Genomic DNA, 19,131 nt, shown 5'->3' with positions numbered 1-19,131 from the left:
CAAAAAACGCCTGTCGCTTGCAACCCAGGTTCCGGCGGCGGCCCTCAGCCCTGAAGCTGGTCCGCCTTCTTCTCCTTCGGCAGCGGCGCTCCGCCGCTGATCCCGGTCGCGATCGAGACGTTCGAGGCGGCCTCGGCGACCGTCGTGCCCAGGTCCGTGTACAGCGGCGCCTTGGCCGCGCGCAGCGCCCTGCGAAGCCTGGTGAGGAACTCCATGCCCGGCAGGCTAGCTGAGGCCCGCATCACTGTGCGACCCACCAGCGTGCGACCCACCAGCGTGCGACCCGCCACCGTGCGACCCACCCACAGGACCCGCCTACAGCAGCGGCCGCAGCGCTTCCCGCACCCGCCGCTCGACCACGGCCAGCGCCAGGTTCGCGTCCTCCCGGGCGAACGGGGCCCCCTCGCGGTCCACCAGCGGCCCGCGGCCCCCGGACCGCCCGCCCGCGACGCCGAGTTCGCGCAGCGAGGTCCGGGCGCCGTCGGCCGCCGGCAGGCCCCGGGCCGCGGCGCGGTCCAGGACCGCGCGGCGGTGCCGCCAGCGCCAGGGGTCGGCGGCCGCGCCGGCGGCGGCGTGCGGGGCGGCGAACAGCAGGCGCGGGGCCGCCGCGGCGGCGTGCCAGCCCTCGACCAGGGCCGCCGCGACGCCCAGGCCCGGCAGCCGGTCCACGCCCCGGTAGGCCGCCGCCACCGGCTCCAGGACCAGGCCGTGGATCTCGATCAGGGCCAGGCCCGGGGCGGCCGAGCCGGACAGGTAGACCGTCACCACGGTCTCGGCCGGGTCCGCCGCGATGCGGAAGCGGCGGAAGACGCGGGGCGCGGCGGCGTTGCGGGGCGAGGGCAGCAGACGCAGGGAGGCGTCGGTGGTCTGGCCGACGGCCAGGACCGGGCCGGTGGCCACCACGAAGTCGTCCCAGGCCACCTTGTCCAGCAGCCCGTCCGGGCCCAGGCCCGGCACGCCGGCGGCCAGCGTGTCGGTCACGCGCTCGATCAGGTCCTCGACGTCGTAGCGGATGGGGCCGGTCTCCAGCAGCCAGCGCCGGCGCAGGACCTGGCGGCCGGAGCCGGCGAAGGGGCGCGCGGGGTCGGCCAGGACGTGGCGCTCGCTGGCGGCGCGCGCCGCGAGTTCGGCCAGTGCGCGGCGGGCCCAGACGGTCTCGGTGGTGATCCAGCGGTGCGTGCCGAAGCGGTCCCGGCGCAGCTTGTCGACCAGCACGTGGCGGGCCGCCAGCCGTTCGGCCAGCACGATCAGCCACGCGGTCAGGGCCCCGGCCAGCGGGACGAACAGCCACGCCACCCACGGCGCGCCGGGGCCGGCGTCGTGGAAGCGTGCCGGGACCCGCAGTCCGAAGGGCCGCGCCAGGCCCGCGGCGGAGGCGATCGCACCCGCGCCGGCGACGCCCCACACCAGGGCCACGAAGCGGGCCAGCGGCGCGAAGGAGGGCGTCGCGACCCGGCCGTGCGGCGCGGGCGCCGGGCCGGTCTGCGGCGGCCGCAGGGCCTCCGCGGGCCCGGAGCCGGCCCAGTCCTCGGCACCGCCGGCCTGGCCGCCCGACGCGCCGCGGCCGGCACCGGCCAGCAGCAGCCGCAGCCCGGCGCCCCACACCAGCCAGGCCGCCACGGTCCACACCGACACCAGCAGCGCGACGCCAATGAGGGCGACCAGCGCCGTGTCGCGGTGCAGACGGCGGGTGCGCGCGGCCAGCGCGTGGCGCAGCACCAGGACTTCGTCGACGCCGGTGGTCGGGGCCGGGGCGCGGCCTTCGTCGAAGACGAACTCCTTCAGGGCGCGCCGCGTGAAGGCGGCGTCGAGGTGGGTGGCGGCGCACAGGTAGCGGGTGGCTTCGTCGCCGGGGGCCGGGTCGGACCAGGTGGGGGTGGTCATGCGGGACGCGGCCGGGGCGGCGGCCACGCTCGGTGCGGGCTCGACGGGTTCTGGGGCGTGGGTGGAGCGGGCGGAGTGGGTGGAGCGGGCGGAGTGGGTGGAGCGGGCGGTCCTGGGGCTTTGTCCGAGGCCGCGTCCGAGGTCCTGCCCGAGGTCCTGCCCGGGATCTTGTCCGCGGTCCTGCCCGGAATCCTGCCCGGGCTCGGTCCGTCGGCTCTCGCCCTGTTTGGCACGTCCGGCCCCGCCGCCGAACAGCACCTCGCCCAGGACGTCCGAAGCCCGGCGTAACCGTCCGCCCTCGCCGGCCTCGCCGGCCTGCTGCGCGGGGGCGGCTTCGAGGCCGGCGTCATCGCCCTCGGCCGACCCAGCATCGTCCGCCGCCCGGCCCGCCGACTTCAACCCGCACTCCCCACGCTCGCTCACGCCATCGCGCCCTCAGCAAACCACGAACCTCGCTCCCCCCGGGCTGCGATCGCATCAGAGTATGGACTGCGGCCCGGCCCCGCATGCCGCCACGCCCACTTTGATGAAGTTGTGACCCGCGGCTTGGGATACTTGCGCCCATGTCCGCCCGCACCGCCCGCCACGCGTTCCTCGAGCACCCCGGACCCATCGCGTTCGCCCACCGGGGCGGCGCGGACGGTCCGGCCGGCGAGAACACCCTGTCCGCGTTCAAGATCGCCGTCGACACCGGCTACCGGTACCTGGAGACGGACGTGCACGCCACCTCCGACGGCGTGCTGCTGGCCTTCCACGACCGGCGGCTGCAGCGCGTCACGGACACCAAGGGCCGCATCCGGGAGCTGACCGCCGCCGAGGTGGCCCAGGCGCGGATCGGCGACGAGCCGATCCCGACGATGGCCGACCTGCTGGAGGCCTTCCCCGACGCGCGGTTCAACATCGACGTCAAGGAGCCGAACGCGATCGAGCCGCTGACGGTCCTGCTGCGCCACATGGACGCGGTGGACCGGGTCTGCATCAGCTCCTTCTCCGACACCCGGCTGGCCGCGATGCGCGCCGCCTTCGGGCCCGACCTGTGCACCAGCGCCGGGCCGCGCGAGGCGTTCCGGTTCTGGCGGGCCTCGCGCCGGCTCAAGCCCGGCGAGGTGCCCCAGGCGGCCGCGCTGCCGCCGCTGGCCGCCGCCTGCCTGCAGCTGCCGCCGGCGCTGGGCCGCATCATCGTGGTCGACGACCGGCTGCTGGCCGCCGCCCACGCCGCCGGGCTGCCGGTGCACGTGTGGACGATCAACGAGGCCGCTGACATGGAACGGTTGCTCGACCTGGGCGCGGACGGCATCATGACCGACCGGCTGGACACGCTGAAAACCGTGCTGACGAAACGAGGGACCTGGTCCTGATGCCGATCGACGACACCGCCGACGCGTTCACCGCCGACGGCGCCGGGGCCAGACCCAGAACCGGCTACGACCCGGGGGCGCTCGACTCCGCGGGCCTGCTCGGTGCGGGGACGGCCGGTGCCGGGACAGCCAGCCTCGGTGCCGCGCCGCAGCCGCAGCCGCCCACCGCCGCCACGCTCGCCGACCCAGCACCCGCGCCCGCCGCCACCACCCCCGACCCGGCCCAGCTCTCCCGCCGCAAAGGCTGGTACCGCTACGCCTGGGGCGCCCACGCCTTCCCCACCACCGTCACCGCGGTCTTCCTCGGCCCCTACCTCACCGACATCGCGCGCACCGCCGCCGGCGGCCCGGACCACTACCTGCACCTGGCCGGCCTGAGCGTGCGCGCCGAGTCCTTCTACCCCTTCGCCGTCACCGCCGCCGCGCTCCTGCAGGCCGCGATCCTGCCGCTGGTCGGCGCCGCCGCGGACCGCAGCGGGCGCACCCGCAGCCTGCTGACCGCCGCGATGGGCGTCGGCGTCGTGGCGACCCTGCTCTTCTACACCGTCAGCGGCGGCGCCTACCTGTGGGGCGGCGCGCTGTTCCTGGCCGCCTCGCTCGGCTACTCCACCGCCAACGTGCTGGCCAACGGCTACCTGCCGACCCTGGCCGCCCCCGACGAGCGCGACGCCATCAGCTCCAAGGGCTGGGCTGTGGGCTACCTCGGCGGCGCCGTGCTGCTCACCGTGAACCTGGTCGTCTACACCGCGCACAGCGCCCTGGGCCTGTCCCAGGGGCACGCCGCACGCGTCGCGCTGGCCTCGGCCGGCCTGTGGTGGCTGGTGTTCGGCACGGCCGGCATCCGCCGCCTGACCGCCGGCACCTCGCGGCTCCCGAAGGCGCAGCGCCCCGAGTCCGGGACCGGCTACCGCCAGCTCGGCCGCACCCTGGCGGCGCTGTCCCGCAATCGGAACGCCTTGCTCTTCCTGCTCGCCTACATGGCCTACAACGAGGGCGTGCAGACCGTCATCTCCTTCGCCTCCACCTACGGCACCAAGGAGCTGGACCTCGGCCAGTCCGTCATGGCCAGCGCCATCCTGGTGGTCCAGTTCGTGGCCTTCGGCGGCGCGCTGTGGATGGGGCGCCTGGCCGCCCGGCACGGGACCCGGCGCACCATCAGCGGCTCGCTGCTGGCCTGGATCCTGCTGCTGGCCTCGGCCTTCGCGATGACCAAGCACGCCGCCTGGCAGTTCTACGTCCTGGGCTGCGCGATCGGCCTGGTGCTCGGCGGGACGCAGGCGCTGTCACGCTCGCTGTTCGCCCAGATCATCCCGGCCGGGCAGGAGAGCGAGTACTTCGGGCTGTACGAGGTCAGCCAGAACGGCGTGGCCTGGATCGGCTCGCTGACCGTGGCGCTGGCGATCCAGTTCACCGGCTCCTACCGGCTGGCGATCATCTCGCTGGTGGCGTTCTTCGTTCTGGGGCTGGTCCTGCTGGCCCGTACCGACCTGCGGACCGCCATCCGCACCGCGGGCAACCCGGTCCCCGAACGGCTGTAGCCCGCCAGACCCCTCCCCCAGGTCACCATCACGCAGTGTGACAAACACCACGTCGCACTACTCCTATGAGCTGACTAAAGACGTTTGCCCGTTTTTGCCCGGTGGAACCCATCCGTGGGAGGCTCGGACCGGCACACCCGCCCACGCCGACCGGCCCACGGCCCGGAACAAAACGTACGCCGCGACGCGTTGTGAGCGGGTGAGACGATCTGGAGGGAACACCAATGAGCGAGCGGGCACTGCGCGGGACGCGCCTCGGCGCGACCAGCTATGAAAGCGACGCGGGGATCGACTTCGCCCCCCGCCAGGACATCGAGTACGTGTGCCCGAACGAGCACCGCTTCGTGATGCCGTTCTCCGTGGAGGCCGACGTTCCGGCGACCTGGGAATGCAAGGTCTGCGGGGCCACCGCCCTGCTGGTCGACGGCACCCCGCCGGAGGAGAAGGCCGGCAAGCCGGCCCGCACCCACTGGGACATGCTGCTGGAGCGGCGCACCGTGGCCGACCTCGAGGAAGTCCTGGCCGAGCGGCTCGCCGTCCTGCGCGACGGCGGCATCACCACCAGCGACGCCATCCGCCCCACCCCGGCCCGCACCATGGCCGGGCGGGCCAAGAAGTCGGCGGCGGCGGCCAAGGCATCTTCGGTGAAGGGCCCGACCGCACCGGCCGGGAAGCCGAAGCCGGCGGCGGCGCGCGCCGGCGCGCGCAAGGCCGCGGCGCACACGTCCGACTGAGTCCTGCGTCAGGCGGCATTGATCCGCGCACAGAACCCATCGATACGACTACAGTAGGAACAGCGCAGTCACCCCGTCATCGGTGACGCGCCCACAATCCCCGAGCCGCACTGCATCCCCCCGACAGTGCGGCTCGGGCCTTTTTCGCCTCCAGGGCTGCCCTAAGAGGCGCCCCCTCAGGGCAGCCTCAGAGCTGCCTCAGGGCCGCCCTCAGCGCCGCCCCAGCAACCGGTTCACCCGGTACTGCATCCCCCACACCGTGGTCCGCCACAAGGCCTCGACGACGATGTTCGAGCTCATCTTCGACGCCCCGAGTTCGCGTTCGACGAAGGTGATCGGCACCTCGACCACCTTCATGCCGGCCCGCACCGTGCGCCAGGCCAGGTCCACCTGGAAGGTGTAGCCGGCGCTGGCGACGGTGGAGAGCTCTATGCGCTCCAGCGTCTCGCGGCGGAACAGGCGGTAGCCGCCGGTGGCGTCGGCCAGCTTCATGCCGGTGACCAGGCGGACCCAGGTGTTGCCGCCCTTGGACAGGATCTCGCGGTGCTTGGGCCAGCCGACGGTCTTGCCGCCGGGGACGTAGCGCGAGCCCAGCACCAGGTCCGCCTTCTGCTCCACCAAAGCCTTCAGCAGCGCCGGGAAGTCCTCGGGGCGGTGCGAGCCGTCGGCGTCCATCTCGCAGATGACGTCGTACTCGTGCTCGATTCCCCAGGCGAACCCGGCCAGGTAGGCCTTGCCCAGGCCCTCCTTGCCGGCCCGGTGCAGGACCTTGATCCGCTCGTCGTCGTCGGCGAGCTCGTCGGCGAGCTTGCCGGTGCCGTCCGGGGAGTTGTCGTCGGCGACCAGGATGTGCACGTCGGGATTAGCCGTGTGCACCCGGGCGACGATCTTGGGCAGGTTCTCCGCCTCGTTGTACGTCGGGATGATCACCAGGACGCGCAGGTTCGTCAACGTGCTCGGCCTTTCGCAGGGGTCTGGACGGGTTGGAGGCCGGCGTCGGTGTCGGACCCGTCGGGGGCCGCCTCGCCGTCCGGGGCACCGGGCAGGGTATCGGCTGGACTTCTGAAAGCCGGGATCAGGGCCCGAGTACGCCGCCATGTCGTGGCCGCGCCGCCCAGACCGATCGCGGCGAGCAGCCCGAGCAGCGCGAAGACGTACTCCGGCCAGGCCCCGACCCGGTCGGCCAGGGTGATCGCGGTGTTGCGGTGGACCTGCATGTCCAGGTAGCGCGCCTGGTACTCGCCGGTCTGCGCCAGGATCCTGCCGTGCGGGTCGATGACCGCCGACACCCCGGAGGTGGCGGCCTCCATGGTCCAGCGGCCGTGCTCGACGGCGCGGAAGCGGGCGATCGCCAGCTGCTGGTAGGTCTGGCCGGTGCCCATGTAGGAGGCGTTGTTGCTGGGGACCAGCAGGACCTGGCCGCCGCCCTTGACCGCGTTGCGGACCACGTCGTCGTAGGCGACCTCGAAGCAGATGACCGCGGCGACGGTGACCCCGCCTAGCGTCAGCACGCCCTTGCCGTGGCCGGGCACGAAGTCGCGCGGGATCATGTTGAACCGCTTGATCATCTTGGTCAGGATGCCGCGGAAGGGCAGGTACTCCCCGAAGGGCACCAGGTGGGTCTTGTCGTAGGTGGCGCCCATGCCGCCGGTCGGGCCCGGGGTCCACACGATCAGCCGGTTCAGCACGTTGGTCCCCGCCGCGTTGGCGTTGATCACCGCGCCGATGAGCACCGGGACGCCGACGTCGTCGACGGCCTGCTGGATCTGCGCCGCCACGCCCGGGTCGGAGTAGGGGTCCATGTCCGAGCCGTTCTCCGGCCAGACCACCAGGTCCGGCTTGACCGCCTTGCCCGAGCGGATGTCGGCGGCCAGGACCTCGGTCTCCTTGACGTGGTTGTCCAGGACCGCGGCCTCCTGCTCCTCGCGCCCGAACCCGACGCGCGGCACGTTGCCCTGGATCAGCGCGATGCGCACCGGCGTACCGGAGTCCGGGGACTGCAACGGCACGGCGAAGCCCAGGGCGGGGATCACCAACGCCCCGGCGACCAGAGCGGCGACCCATTTGATCCCGGCCCGCTGATCGCGCCGCAGCACCACCACGGCGCGCCACAGCAGCGCGCCGGACAGCGCGACCGCGAAGGTCACCAGCGGCGCCCCGCCGACGGCGGCCAGCGGCGTGAACGGCGAGTCCGGCTGGGAGAACGCCAGCCGGCCCCAGGAGAAGCCGCCGAAGGGCCAGCGCGAGCGGCCGTACTCCTCGGTGACCCACAGGCACGCCTGCCACAGCGGCGCGAAGCGCATCATCGACACCCGCGCCATGCCCCACCCGAACGGGATGAAGTAGAGCGACTCCACGATGCCGACCGCTTCCTGCGCCCCGGGCCCGAAGACCCGCAGCCACTGGAACATGACCCAGCAGAAGCCGGTCCCGAACCAGAACCCGATGAGCATCCCGCGCCGTCCAGTCCTGCCCGACACCAGCGCCGAGAACGCGGCCACCGCCAGCGGCGCCACCGGCCACCAGCCGATCGGCGCGAACGCCAGGTTCAGCGCGGCCCCGGCGAACAGCGCCAGAGCGGCCAGGCGCACCGACTGCGCGCTCGGCCGGCGGAACCGGAACCGCCGCCGCCGGCGGGTACCGGCCTCATCCACGTTCGCCACCAGCGGGACCCACCCTAGAAAAGATCTGCGGACACACGTTGAGCGCACCCTATACGAGCAGGGTGTGAATCCAGGATCTCAAGATTGGCGGCGCCGGGAAACAGTCTTCACCTGCCGGAAAGCCCCAGGACACCTTCGGCGGTGAGCATGAGGGCGGGTTCACCAGCTCGAAGCCGCCGGCGGCGCGCCGCCGGTGCGGGGTGCCCGGTTCCGGGCGCCCGCAGTCCACGCGAAAACCCGGCGGCACCCTTCGGACCGGCTGCGGACCCGTTGGTTGCGAGTCCCGCACGCCGTTGTCTACTGGATCCGCCGGGTTCCCGGTGAAGACCCACCATCGTTCGCCGCAACCGCCGCCGTGCCCCCGTTCCGACGCCCCGGCGCCGGATCGCACCGCGGCCAGACAGGACCACCGTGCGACGCGTGCGGCCGGTGGACGTGGTCACCCACGCTACGCGGACTGCAGGGACTCCTGTCAACCAGTGATCCGACCAGTCGTGGCCTGCGCGAACGCACTTAAAGTGCAGGTCACGGCATCGTCGGCGAAAGCGGGAGGCACCGACGACGATCACTCGGAAGGGCGTGGCGGATTTTCGTGACCGAACCGTGCTGAAACGACGGGACGTCAGACCGCCGGCACGCCTCAGACCTCGGGCAGCGACGGGTCGGGCGTCCAGGGCTTCGGGGCCGTGATCGACCACCGCTCGTGGTCGCGCCACGCCCCGTCGATGAACAGATAGTCCTCCGAAAGGCCTTCGTACTTGAAGCCCAGACGTTGAGCCATGGCCAGGGACGCCTTGTTGCCCGGCTGGATGTCGGCCTCCAGCCGGTGGAGCCGCAGGGTGGTGAAGGCGTAGTGCAGGGCCAGTACGAGGCCCTCTGTCATATAGCCCTGCCCTGCGGACGGAGCGAAGGCCGCATAGCCCAGCGACGCGCCCTGGTAGCGGCCCCGGATGATCGAGTTGATGTTGATCATGCCGGCGGCCGCCCCGGTCTGCCGGACGCGGACCAGGAAACCCAGGTTGGTCCCGACGGTCCCGTCCTCGAAGCGGCGCATCCACTTCTGGAAGTCCTGCGCGGTCGCGGGCAGCTGCATCCACGGTGCGTGCAGGTCGGCGCTGGCCCGGACGAGCGAGCAGAACTCGTCCTGATCGGCCGCTGTGAGCGGGCGGAGTTCGACGCGTGCGGGTATCTCGGGCATGGGGGCAAGGCTAGGGCCCGCGCCGGGCCGTCGATCAGCCAGGTGATCAGTCAGTCCGCGAGCCGCCCGGAGTCGAACACCGTCCGCCCCCGCACCACGGTGCGCGCCGCGACCGGCAGCGGACGGCCCGGCGTCAGGTCCGGCAGGCCCGGCACGCCCGAGCGCGGGTCCGTCGACCACGCCGACAGGCGCTCGTCGGCCGCCTGCACGACCACGTCCTCCGGCGCCACGTCCCACACCGCGTACGTCGCCGGCTCCCCGACCCGCAGCACGCCGGTCGACGTCGCCCGGGCGCCCAGCGCGCGCCAGCCGCCGCGGGTGTGGGCCGCGAACGCCGCGCGGACCGAGATCCGGTGCTCGGGGGTCTGGTGGAACGCCGCGGCGCGCACCGTGCCCCAGGGGTCCAGGGGCGTCACCGGGGCGTCCGAGCCGAACGCCAGCGGGACCCCGGCCTTCTGCAGCGCCGCGAAGGGGTTCATCGCGGCGGCGCGGTCGGCGCCGAGCCGCTCCACATACATGCCGTCCGGGCCGCCCCACGCCGCGTCGAAGGCCGGCTGGACGCTGGCCACGATGCCGAAGTCCAGCAGCCGGCCGATGCCGCCGGCCGGGATCATCTCCGCGTGCTCGACCCGGTGCCCGATCCGGTAGAGCGCGTCGCGCCCGACCTTGGCGGCCGCGGCGTCGAAGCCGTCCAGCAGCGTCGCCATCGCCGCGTCGCCGATCACGTGGAAGCCGGCCTGCATCCCGGCCTGCGTGCACTCCACCACGTGCTCCGCGACCTGCTCGGCGCCGGCATAGGCGGCGCCGTGCGTGTCCTTGTCGGCGTAGGCATGGGCCAGGCGCGCCGTGTGCGAGCCGATCGCGCCGTCCAGGAACAGGTCCCCGCCGGCCCCGACCGCGCCCAGGAAGGCGGCCTTCTCCACACCACCGAACTCGCCCCAGTACCCGAACACCTCGGGCCCGGGCACCGCCAGCCCGGAAGCCAGCACCTGCAGGAAGTCCGCCTCGCCGCCGATGTCCGGACCGCCGCACTCGTGCAGCGCGCCGATGCCCAGCTCCGCGGCCCGGCGCAGCGCCGCGGCCTGCACCTCGCCGCGCACGGCCGGACTCAGCATGCTGAAAGCCGCTGTGCGCACCAGGTGGTGTGCCTGCTGCCGGAGCTGGCCGGACTCGTCGAAGCCGACCGCCCCGCGTACCTCCGGGACCGCGGCGATCAGCGCCGAGGAGGCCAGGGCGCTGTGCACGTCGGCGCGCGACAGGTAGGCCGGGCGGCCGCCGACCGCGCGGTCCAACTCGGCCGGGGACGGCGCGCGCCGCTCGGGCCAGCGCGACTCGTCCCAGCCCTGGCCGATCACCATCTCGCCAGCCGGGACGGTCGCGGCGAAGGCGGCGACGCGGTCCAGCGCGGCGGCCAGCGAGGGCGCGTCGTGCAGGTCCAGGCCGGCCAGGGTCAGGCCGGTGGAGGTCAGGTGCACGTGCGCGTCGACGAAGGCCGGGGTGACCAGCGCGCCGCGCAGCTCGACGATCTCGTCGACGGAATCGGCGTGCGCCACGTCCGCCGCGCTGTCCGAGCCGAGCCAGGCCACCGCGCCGTCCTCGACCAGCATCGCCGTCGCGAACGGCTCTTCCGGGGAGTGGATGGTGCCGCCGCGCAGCAGGACGCGCTGCGGGAGGGGGCGTTCGGGATCGAGCTCGGCGGTGTTCGTCATGATGACCAGTGTCTCGTACGCCCGGGGGCGCCCCACGCCTGCCTCAGGGCATCCTCAGGGTCAGGGCAGGCATCCTCAGGGTCAGGGCATCCTCAGGGCGACCCGTTGTTCCCGCGCATCCGGGCCTCGAACGGTGTCGACAGCACGACGGTGGTCCGGGTGGACACCTCAGCGGCGGTACGGATGCGGCCCAGCAGGGACTCCAGCTGTCCCGGCGTCCCGACGCGCACCTTCAGGATGTAGTTCTCGTCCCCGGCGACGCTGTAGCAGTCCTCGACCTCTTCCAGGCCCTTGAGGCGGTCCGGCACGTCGTCCGGCGCCGCGGGGTCGATCGGCTTCACCGAGATGAACGCCGTCAGGCTCAGCCCCAGCGCCTCGGGGTCCACCACGGCCCGGAACCCCCGCAGCACCCCGCGCTCCTCCAGCTTCTGCACCCGCTGGTGCACCGCCGAGGTCGACAACCCGATGAGCTTGCCGAGGTCGGTGTAGCTCATCCGGCCGTCGGCGACCAGGGCCGCCACGATGTGCCTGTCGATATCGTCCACGCGCCCACGGTAAGTGCTGCGGTGCCCGGCCGCCTACACGGCATACCCTGCCGTTCCGGAACCGGCTTGAGTCTCCATCTACTGGAGCCCCGAAGGTGAGGCCATGAACGAGGACGGCACCCGCTACACCATCGGCGATCTCGCACGGCGCACCGGCCTGCCGGTGAAGACGATCAGGTTCTACGCCGACGCGGGCGTCGTCCCGGAAACCGGCCGCACCCCGGCCGGCTACCGCGTCTACGACATCGAAGCCGTCGCACGCCTGGACCTGGTCCGGACGCTGCGCGAACTCGGCGTGGACCTGCCGACGGTGCGGCGCGTCCTGGCCCGCGAGGCGACGCTGAGCGAGGTCGCGGCATCGCACGCGCAGGCGCTGGACGTACAGATCCGCACACTGCGACTGCGGCGCGCGGTACTCGGCGCGGTGGCCACCCGGGATGCCACACATCAGGAGATGGACTTGATACACAGGATCGCCAGAATGTCCGACGCCGAACGCCGGCGCATGATCGAGGACTTCGTCGAGAGCACCTTCGGCGGCCTCGACGCCAACCCGGAGCTGGTGGAGCTGGTCCGGGCCGCCACCCCGGACCTCCCCGAGGACGCCACCGCCGAGCAGGTCGAGGCCTGGATCGAGCTGGCGGAGCTGACCCAGGACCCGGACTTCCGCACCAGCGTCCGGCGCATGGCCGAATACCAGGCCGCCGAACGCGCCGACGGCGACACCACCGGCCTGCACAACGAGCTGACCACCCTGGTCCGCGAACGCATCACCGGCGCGATCGCCGACGGCATCGATCCGGAATCGCCGGCCGCCGACCCGATCATCGCCGACCTGGCCGCGCAGTACGCCACCACCTTCGGCAAGCCGGACGACCCGGAGCTGCGCGCCTGGCTGTGGCGGCGGCTGGAGGTGGCGGCGGACCCGCGGGTGGAGCGGTACTGGCGGCTGCTCGCGGCCGTGAACCGGTGGCCGGAGCCGGAGAGCCTGGGGCCGGTGTTCGAGTGGTTCCAGCGGGCGCTGCGGGTGCGGATGGGGCGGTTGGAGGACGCCTCTGCGGAGTAACCGCAGGGTCCCGGCGATCGGCGGGTGCGCCGGCGCCTGTCAGGAAGTAGCCGGGCGCTGACCATCCGGCCCGCCGACTCCGCCGTCCACCTCTCCCCCCACCACCGCCCGCAGCCACCGTCCCAGCACCTCGAAGTCCATCCCGGTCAGCCCGAGCAGCGCCCCCACATGGTGCACCAGCGCGCGCCCCGGGTGGTTCTGCGCGACCCACTCGCGGTCGGCGGCCGTGACCTCGTCGTCGGCCCAGGCGAAGTCGCGGCCGCCGGCCCATGCGACGACCTGGCGGGTCTTCCAGTGCAGGCCGAAGTAGTCGTCGAGGGTCTCCTCGGCGCGGGTCGGCAGCTGCCACTCCACCACCGGGAGGCGGGGCAGGCCTATGCGGGGGGCGATCTCGTCGTTCGCGCCGTGTTCCCAGGCGGTGGCCCAGACCAGTTCCGCCGGGAGTGCGGTCAGGCGGGGGCCGAGGTCGGTGGGGAGGTCGTCGGGTTCCGCGCCGAAGGGCAGGACGACGCCGTCCACGTCCAGGAACAGCAGGGGCGCGCTCATACTGAACACAGTATGTCAGTGTCCTCAGAATGCCAGCCGAAGGGGTCGATCTCGCCACGGTCCACCCCCGTGCGCCGCACCGTCCGTTCCCCTGCGTCCCGGGAGTCACTCGCGTGTGCTCGGGACCTGTCAGACGCGTGTCCTAGCGTGAGCCTCGGTCCGTCCGGTTGTGCCGTGTGGCAGGCTGGGAGGCGGGCCAGTTATCTGTAGCCCATCGGCCACCAGGGAGAGGAACGCGCCGTGCCGAAGCAGCCATCACCGGCGGAGAAGGCAGGCAAGCCGAACCCGGCGAGCACGGCGAGCATCGAGGCCTGGACCGAGCGCGTCATCACCGAGCGTGAGGTCAGCAAGTCCCGCGCCCGCCAGCTCCGCTGGGTGGCCGGCGAGCTCGCGCTGGTGCGCAACCACGAGGAGTTCCCGTTCCGCGAGGCCTCCGGCGCCGCCGACCTGCTCGAGCCCGGCCCGATAACGGCCTACCTCGACCTCGCCGCGCGCGGTGAGCTGCGGCGGCGCGCCAAGGCCGGCGACGCCCGCGCCACCAGCGCCTCCATGCGCATCCGCGCGGACTGCCTGAAGATCCTCGGCGAGCACGCCGGCATCCTGGTCGCCGTCGCCGACCGGCCGGGTCTGCCGGAGCTGCGCGAGACCGTGGACGGCCCCTCGCGCTCCCAGCTGCGCGACTACCTCGCCAAGCGGGCCGAGCACGTCGGCGCGCCGGCCGCGCGGGTCCGGCTGTTCGCGCTGATCGGCGTGGAGCTGGACACCGGCGCCCGGGTCGGCGAGCTCGCCGCGCTGACACTCGAGGACCTGGCCGATGATCTCAGCACGCTGCGGATCATCCGCCGTCCGCAGGCCCGCACCGTGAGCGAGGCGGTGCACGACACCGTCAAGCTCTCCGACGGCACCCGCGCCGCCCTCAAGGCCTGGCTCGAGGTCCGCGAGACCCTGGTCCAGCCGCTGCACGGCACCGCCAAGGCCCTGTGGGTCTCGGTGATGCCCAACCACGCCGGGCGGCTGAACGTCGAGGGCGAGGCGATCCGCCGGCCCCCGGGCATGCCCCTCATGCCCCGCGGCATGCAGCGCGCCTACACCCGCGCCGTGGTGGAGGCGAACATGGCCCTGGCCGGCTCCCCCGGCTGGATCCCGCTGCCGGTCCGGTTCGAGCAGCTGCGCCGGGCCGTCACCGAGCGCCAGCAGCACGATGACCATGATGAGAACCCTGAGGACCAGGAACAGGGCTGAGAACGAAAAACTGCGGCGGCCCGTGGATGACTCCACGGACCGCCGCTCCCCTATGTACTAACGCAGGATTCAGCAGCCGCTGCTGAAGATGCCCCGTGCGCTGATGACGTTACTGCTGCTGCGGCGGCTGCTGCTGGCCGGGCATGTAACCGGGCTGCACGGCCTGCGTCGGCTGGTTGGCCGCCGGGTCGCTGTAGCCGCCCCACTGCTGGCCGCCCTGCTGCGGGGGCTGCGGGTTGCCCCACTGCTGCTGCCCCTGCTGCTGCTGGCCCCAGCCGCCCTGCTGCTGGGCCTGCTGCTGGCCCTGCTGCTGGCCCTGCTGCTGGCCCTGCTGCGGCTGCTGGTAGCCCTGCTGCTGGCCCTGCTGGGCGTAGCCGGCCTGCGGCTGCTGGTAGCCCTGCTGCTGGTAGCCCTGGTTGTAGGACGGGGCGGAGGCGGTGGCCCCGGCCTGGTTGATCGACAGCTGCGCCAGCACCGCGAACACCACCGCGATCAGGGCCGCGGCCAGACCGAGGTAGGCACCCATGCCCAGGCCGATCGAGTACTTGGTGCCGGCCGGCAGACCGCTGTTCAGGATCTCCTTCTTGGCGTCGGAGGCCTTGCCGTTGAAGTACAACGTGGCGATGACGGCGACCACGAACGCGGCGCCGCTGCCACCGACCGCGACCCAGCCGGACCACGGGGTCTTCATCACGAACACCATGACCACGCCGGCGATGGCCACGACCGCGGTGACCAGGAGCAGCCAGCCCCAGATCGGGGTGACGCCGCTGTTGCTCGTGTCGGCGTCCTTAACCGAGGAGGAGGCCGAACCGATCGCGTTGATCGTGTTGGTGATGCCCTTGCCACCGAGCGTGACCTTCTCGCTGGCCCAGGCCAGGAACACCGCTACGGCCGCGACCACGGCCAGGCCGCCGGTGGCGTAGAAGCCCCAGGCCTTGCCCCACACCGCGGTACCCGCCCCACCGCCGGCGGTACCGCCGCTGTACTGGGCGCCCCCGCCGTACTGCTGCTGGGCCGGCTGCGCCTGCCCGTACTGGGGCTGCTGGGCCCCCCACTGGCCGCCGCCGCCCTGCTGCTGCGGCTGCTGCTGTCCCCAACCCTGCTGCTGCGGTTGCTGCGCGGGCTGCTGACCCCATCCCCCTTGCTGGGGGTAGTTCTGATTCGGCTGCTGCGTCATGGGCAGCACGGTACATGGTCCGCCGATGTACTGATAAGACGATCCGCGACCAGGAGTCGTAAGGCCCCGATTCATCCCGATCTGGGAATGACGGGTTACTCCTCGGGGCCCGCCGTTTTACGTATGCGCTTGTACGGTGGCTGTCATCGGGCCGACCATCACGGCCGCGTCAGCGTCCTACTGATAACGAGGCGCTGTACCTGATTGGTTCCCTCGACGATCTGCAGCACCTTCGCCTCGCGCATGTAGCGCTCGACAGGAAAGTCTGCGGTATAACCGTACCCGCCGAATACCTGCACTGCGTCGGTGGTCACCTTCATCGCCATGTCCGTACAGAACAGCTTTGCCATGGCCGCTTCGGTCCCGTACGGCAGCCCCGCGTCCCGGCGCCGCGCCGCCGCCAGGTAGGCCGCACGTCCGACGGCCACCGAGGTGGCCATGTCGGCGAGCATGAACCCGACGCCCTGGAACTCCGAGATCGCCCGGCCGAACTGCTGCCGGGCGGTGGCGTACTCCACCGCCGCGTCCAGCGCCGCCTGCGCCACGCCGACCGCGCAGGCCGCGATCCCCAGCCGGCCGGCCTCCAGCGCCGACAGCGCGATGGAGAAGCCCTGGCCCTCGGTCCCGATGAGCCGCTCGGCCGGGACCTGCGCGCCGTCCAGCAGCACCTGCGCGGTCACCGAGCCGCGCATGCCCATCTTCTGCTCCGGCTTGCCGAAGGACATGCCGGGCGTGTCGCCCTCGGCCAGCAGGGCGCTGATGCCCTTGGCGCCGTTGTCGGAGGTGCGGACCATCAGGGTGTAGAAATCGGCCTGGCCGGAGTGCGTGATCCAGGCCTTCGTGCCATTGACCGTATAGACACTGGCATCCCCGGAAAGCACCGCGCGCGTGGTCAGCGCCGCGGCGTCGGAGCCGGACTGCGGCTCGGACAGGCAGTACGCGCCGAGCTGGTCGCCGCCGAGCATGCCCGGCAGCCACTTGCCCTTCTGCTCCTCGGAGCCGAAGTTCGCCAGGCCGTAGCAGGCCAGGGAGTGCACTGAGACGCCCAGGCCGATGGTGAGCCAGTGGCGCGCCAGTTCCTCGACGACCTGTAGGTACACCTCGTAGGGCTGACCGCCGCCGCCGTACTGCTCGTCGTAGGGCAGGCTCAGCAGGCCGGCCTGGCCCAGGGTCCGGAACACCTCGCGCGGGAAGCGCTCGGCGGCCTCGTACTCGGCCGCGCGCGGCGCGAGCTCCTTGGCGCAAAGATCCTGAACCAATTCAAAAAGGGCACGCGACTCGTCGCTGGGGAGAGTCCTGTCGACCGCGACCATCAGAGATCCACCACCACGAGCTCGCGGGTGGTCAGGTTCAGGCGCTCGCCGCCGTCGGCGGTGCACACCGCGATGTCCTCGATGCGGGCGCCGTGCTTGCCCGCCAGGTAGATGCCGGGCTCCACGGAGAAGGCCATGCCGGGCTCCAGCGGACGCGCCGAGCCGGAGACGATGTAGGGCTCCTCGTGCGTCTCCAGGCCGATGCCGTGGCCGGTGCGGTGGATGAACTTGTCGCCGTGGCCGGCGGCGGTGATCAGGTCGCGGCCGACCGCGTCCAGCTCCTCGGCGGTGATGCCGGGGCGGATGGCGTCGCACTGCGCCTTCTGCGCGGCCAGCAGGACCGCGAAGTACTCGGCGTACTCCGCCGAGGGCGCGCCGAGGCTGTAGTTGCGGGTGGAGTCCGAGCAGTAGCCGTCGGGCATCGCGCCGCCGATGTCGACCACCACCTGGTCGCCGGCCTGGATCACGCGGTCGGACAGCTCGTGGTGCGGGGAGGCGCCGTTCGGGCCGGAGCCGACGATGACGAAGTCGACGGTGGCGTGCCCGGCGGCCAGGATCGCGTCGGCGATGTCCTTGCCGACCTCGCGCTCGGTGCGCCCGGGCCGCAGCCACTCGGGCACCCGGCGGTGCACGGCGTCGATGGCGGCCGCCGCCGCACGCAGCGACTCCACCTCCGCCGCGGTCTTGCGCATGCGCAGGTCGCCGAGGACCTGCCCGGCCAGCGCCTGCTCGGCGCCGGGCAGCACGCGCCGGAAGTTCAGGACCTTCTCGGCCCACATGTGGTTGTCCAGGCCGACGGTCCGGACCGTCCCCGGCAGCCGCGAGGCGACCAGGGCGTAGGGGTCGTCGGTCTCGGCCCAGGCCAGGATGTCCAGGCCGAGTCCGCCCAGCGGCGAGGCCTCGGCGGCGGGCTTCTCCAGCGCGGGGACGACCATCAGGGGGTCGCCGCCGGCGGGAAGGAGCAGACAGGTGAGCCGCTCCAGCGGTAGTGCCTCATAGCCGGTCAGGTAGCGCAGGTCGGCACCAGGGCTGATCAGGAGGGCGTCCATACCGGCCTCGGCGGCAGCCTTTTGGGCGCGGGCGAGGCGGTCGGTCAGATCATGTGTGTGGTGTGTCACGAGGGCCAGGATAGTGGCCGCGCGGGCATCCATCGATGCGGAGGAATCACCAGATGTCCGGCGTGGCACTCCCGACTTCCCGTCCGCGTAACACACGCCACAGCGGCACCCCGGCCGCGGCCACGAACAGGCCGAACGACGACATGGGCAGCAACCCGACCGGAGACCAGAACAAACAGGGGTCCGCGCGGATGGCGGACCAGTTGTAATGCCAGTTGGAACCCAGGTCCAGGACCATGATCGCGACACCGAGCGGCACCACCGCCGGATGGGCCCGCAGCGCGAGGTACACCGCGAGCGAGTCCCACACCACGAGCGTGTAGTAGAGCACCTGCGAGGGCCACCAGACCCAGTCGTAGGTGTGGACGCCCCCGCCGGCGATCTGCAGGACGTGCGAGCCGGCGCCTTCCAGGAACCCGATCGCGTAGACCGCCAGCACCACCCTCGCCGCCGTCGGCAACCCGGCCCACCCCCGCGGCTGCCGCCACCGTATGCCCTTGTCCACCGCGACAGCCTCCCACGCCGCGACTATGGTCGGCCTCATGAGCGCGAAAGCCGCCGCGATCGGCATCGTCGTCGCAGACCTGGCCGTGTCCGTCGCCTTCTACGAGCACCTCGGCCTGGCCTTCGCCGAGCCCGAACACGGCCACACCGAGGCCGGCCTCGGCGACGGCCTGCGCCTGATGCTGGACACCGAGGAGTCGATCCAGACCTTCACCTCGGCCTGGACCCGGCCGTTCGGCAGCCCGCGCACCACCGTCTGCTTCGAGTTCGAGGCGCCGCACGACGTGGACGCGAAGTTCGCCGAGCTCATGGAGGCCGGCTACCACGGCCTGCGCGGGCCGTGGGACGCGCCGTGGGGACAGCGGTACGCGTCGGTCATCGATCCGGACGGCAGTGGCGTGGACCTGTTCGCGCGGCTTTAGCCGGACCCTGGAAAAAGTGAAAGGCCGGGCCTGCGGAGGCCCGGCCTTTCACCATGATTTCGGTTTTCCGCCACCGCTCCACAACGATCACGCCACCCGGCCCACCGCGTA

Annotated in this window: 17 protein-coding genes and 1 pseudogene; 6 read left to right on the top strand and 12 right to left on the bottom strand. The window is 72.5% G+C overall.

Translation table 11 applies throughout. The features are described from left to right. Positions 1–44: 44 nt before the first annotated feature. Positions 45–215 carry a hypothetical protein gene (locus tag ABH926_RS47525; RefSeq protein WP_370373962.1) on the bottom strand — a complete coding sequence of 57 codons (171 nt, stop codon included), beginning with the start codon at positions 213–215 and terminating at the stop codon, positions 45–47. A gap of 100 nt (positions 216–315) precedes the next feature. Next, complete coding sequence (locus ABH926_RS47520) at positions 316–2,307, bottom strand: hypothetical protein (protein WP_370373960.1); 1,992 nt, start codon at positions 2,305–2,307, stop codon at positions 316–318. A gap of 140 nt (positions 2,308–2,447) precedes the next feature. Here ABH926_RS47520 and ABH926_RS47515 point away from each other — a divergent pair, with 140 nt between their 5' ends. The 3 genes and pseudogenes from ABH926_RS47515 to ABH926_RS47505 form a co-directional block, all read left to right on the top strand. Beyond that, on the top strand, positions 2,448–3,242 hold the full coding sequence (locus tag ABH926_RS47515; RefSeq protein WP_370373958.1) for a glycerophosphodiester phosphodiesterase family protein: 795 nt from the start codon (positions 2,448–2,450) through the stop codon (positions 3,240–3,242). After that, positions 3,242–4,780 (top strand): MFS transporter, encoded by a 1,539-nt coding sequence (locus ABH926_RS47510; protein ID WP_370373957.1) that lies wholly within the window; start codon positions 3,242–3,244, stop codon positions 4,778–4,780. Before ABH926_RS47515 ends, ABH926_RS47510 begins: the two co-directional genes overlap by 1 nt. Before the next feature lie 224 nt (positions 4,781–5,004). Further along, positions 5,005–5,382: pseudogene (locus ABH926_RS47505) on the top strand (RNA polymerase-binding protein RbpA); the annotation flags it as partial. Positions 5,383–5,724: 342 nt separating this feature from the next. Here ABH926_RS47505 and ABH926_RS47500 read toward each other — a convergent pair. The 5 genes from ABH926_RS47500 to ABH926_RS47480 all read right to left on the bottom strand — a co-directional run bounded on the left by ABH926_RS47500 (position 5,725) and on the right by ABH926_RS47480 (position 11,629). Beyond that, on the bottom strand, positions 5,725–6,465 hold the full coding sequence (locus ABH926_RS47500; protein ID WP_370373955.1) for a polyprenol monophosphomannose synthase: 741 nt from the start codon (positions 6,463–6,465) through the stop codon (positions 5,725–5,727). Further along, positions 6,462–8,177 (bottom strand): apolipoprotein N-acyltransferase, encoded by a 1,716-nt coding sequence (lnt, locus tag ABH926_RS47495; RefSeq protein ID WP_370373953.1) that lies wholly within the window; start codon positions 8,175–8,177, stop codon positions 6,462–6,464. Before lnt ends, ABH926_RS47500 begins: the two co-directional genes overlap by 4 nt. Before the next feature lie 640 nt (positions 8,178–8,817). Continuing rightward, a complete protein-coding gene (locus ABH926_RS47490; RefSeq protein ID WP_370373951.1) occupies positions 8,818–9,375 on the bottom strand; it encodes a GNAT family N-acetyltransferase in 558 nt (185 codons plus the stop codon). A 50-nt stretch (positions 9,376–9,425) separates the two neighbouring features. Beyond that, positions 9,426–11,084: an amidohydrolase gene (locus ABH926_RS47485; protein ID WP_370373949.1), complete on the bottom strand. Its 1,659-nt coding sequence runs from the start codon at positions 11,082–11,084 to the stop codon at positions 9,426–9,428. A 92-nt stretch (positions 11,085–11,176) separates the two neighbouring features. Continuing rightward, positions 11,177–11,629 (bottom strand): Lrp/AsnC family transcriptional regulator, encoded by a 453-nt coding sequence (locus tag ABH926_RS47480; protein ID WP_370373948.1) that lies wholly within the window; start codon positions 11,627–11,629, stop codon positions 11,177–11,179. A gap of 103 nt (positions 11,630–11,732) precedes the next feature. Here ABH926_RS47480 and ABH926_RS47475 point away from each other — a divergent pair, with 103 nt between their 5' ends. Beyond that, a complete protein-coding gene (locus ABH926_RS47475; RefSeq protein WP_370373947.1) occupies positions 11,733–12,695 on the top strand; it encodes a MerR family transcriptional regulator in 963 nt (320 codons plus the stop codon). Positions 12,696–12,734: 39 nt separating this feature from the next. Here the strand turns inward: ABH926_RS47475 and ABH926_RS47470 are convergent, their stop codons facing one another. Beyond that, a complete protein-coding gene (locus ABH926_RS47470; protein WP_370373945.1) occupies positions 12,735–13,241 on the bottom strand; it encodes a hypothetical protein in 507 nt (168 codons plus the stop codon). Between the two features lie 240 nt (positions 13,242–13,481). On the opposite strand from ABH926_RS47470, the gene ABH926_RS47465 reads away from it, so the two are divergent. After that, the gene (locus ABH926_RS47465; protein WP_370373943.1) at positions 13,482–14,483 is read left to right on the top strand and encodes a tyrosine-type recombinase/integrase; all 1,002 of its coding nucleotides are present in this window, start codon (positions 13,482–13,484) and stop codon (positions 14,481–14,483) included. 109 nt (positions 14,484–14,592) lie between these two features. Here ABH926_RS47465 and ABH926_RS47460 read toward each other — a convergent pair whose 3' ends face one another. From ABH926_RS47460 to ABH926_RS47445, 4 genes are all read right to left on the bottom strand, one after another. Beyond that, entirely contained in the window at positions 14,593–15,663 is a 1,071-nt protein-coding gene (locus tag ABH926_RS47460) for a hypothetical protein (RefSeq protein ID WP_370373941.1), read from the bottom strand. A 158-nt stretch (positions 15,664–15,821) separates the two neighbouring features. Next, complete coding sequence (locus ABH926_RS47455) at positions 15,822–16,976, bottom strand: acyl-CoA dehydrogenase family protein (protein WP_370373939.1); 1,155 nt, start codon at positions 16,974–16,976, stop codon at positions 15,822–15,824. Then, a complete protein-coding gene (locus tag ABH926_RS47450; protein ID WP_370373937.1) occupies positions 16,976–18,127 on the bottom strand; it encodes a M24 family metallopeptidase in 1,152 nt (383 codons plus the stop codon). Before ABH926_RS47450 ends, ABH926_RS47455 begins: the two co-directional genes overlap by 1 nt. A 13-nt stretch (positions 18,128–18,140) precedes the next feature. Then, positions 18,141–18,638 (bottom strand): hypothetical protein, encoded by a 498-nt coding sequence (locus ABH926_RS47445; protein WP_370373935.1) that lies wholly within the window; start codon positions 18,636–18,638, stop codon positions 18,141–18,143. On the opposite strand from ABH926_RS47445, the gene ABH926_RS47440 reads away from it, so the two are divergent. Then, positions 18,637–19,020 carry a VOC family protein gene (locus ABH926_RS47440; protein ID WP_370373933.1) on the top strand — a complete coding sequence of 128 codons (384 nt, stop codon included), beginning with the start codon at positions 18,637–18,639 and terminating at the stop codon, positions 19,018–19,020. The two genes, ABH926_RS47445 and ABH926_RS47440, sit on opposite strands and share 2 nt — an antisense overlap. Positions 19,021–19,131: the final 111 nt, after the last annotated feature.

The organism is Catenulispora sp. GP43, assembly GCF_041260665.1.
Lineage (GTDB): Bacteria > Actinomycetota > Actinomycetes > Streptomycetales > Catenulisporaceae > Catenulispora.
Note: the sequence above shows the minus strand (reverse complement) of the source record. Positions and strands in the feature narration are given on the sequence as shown.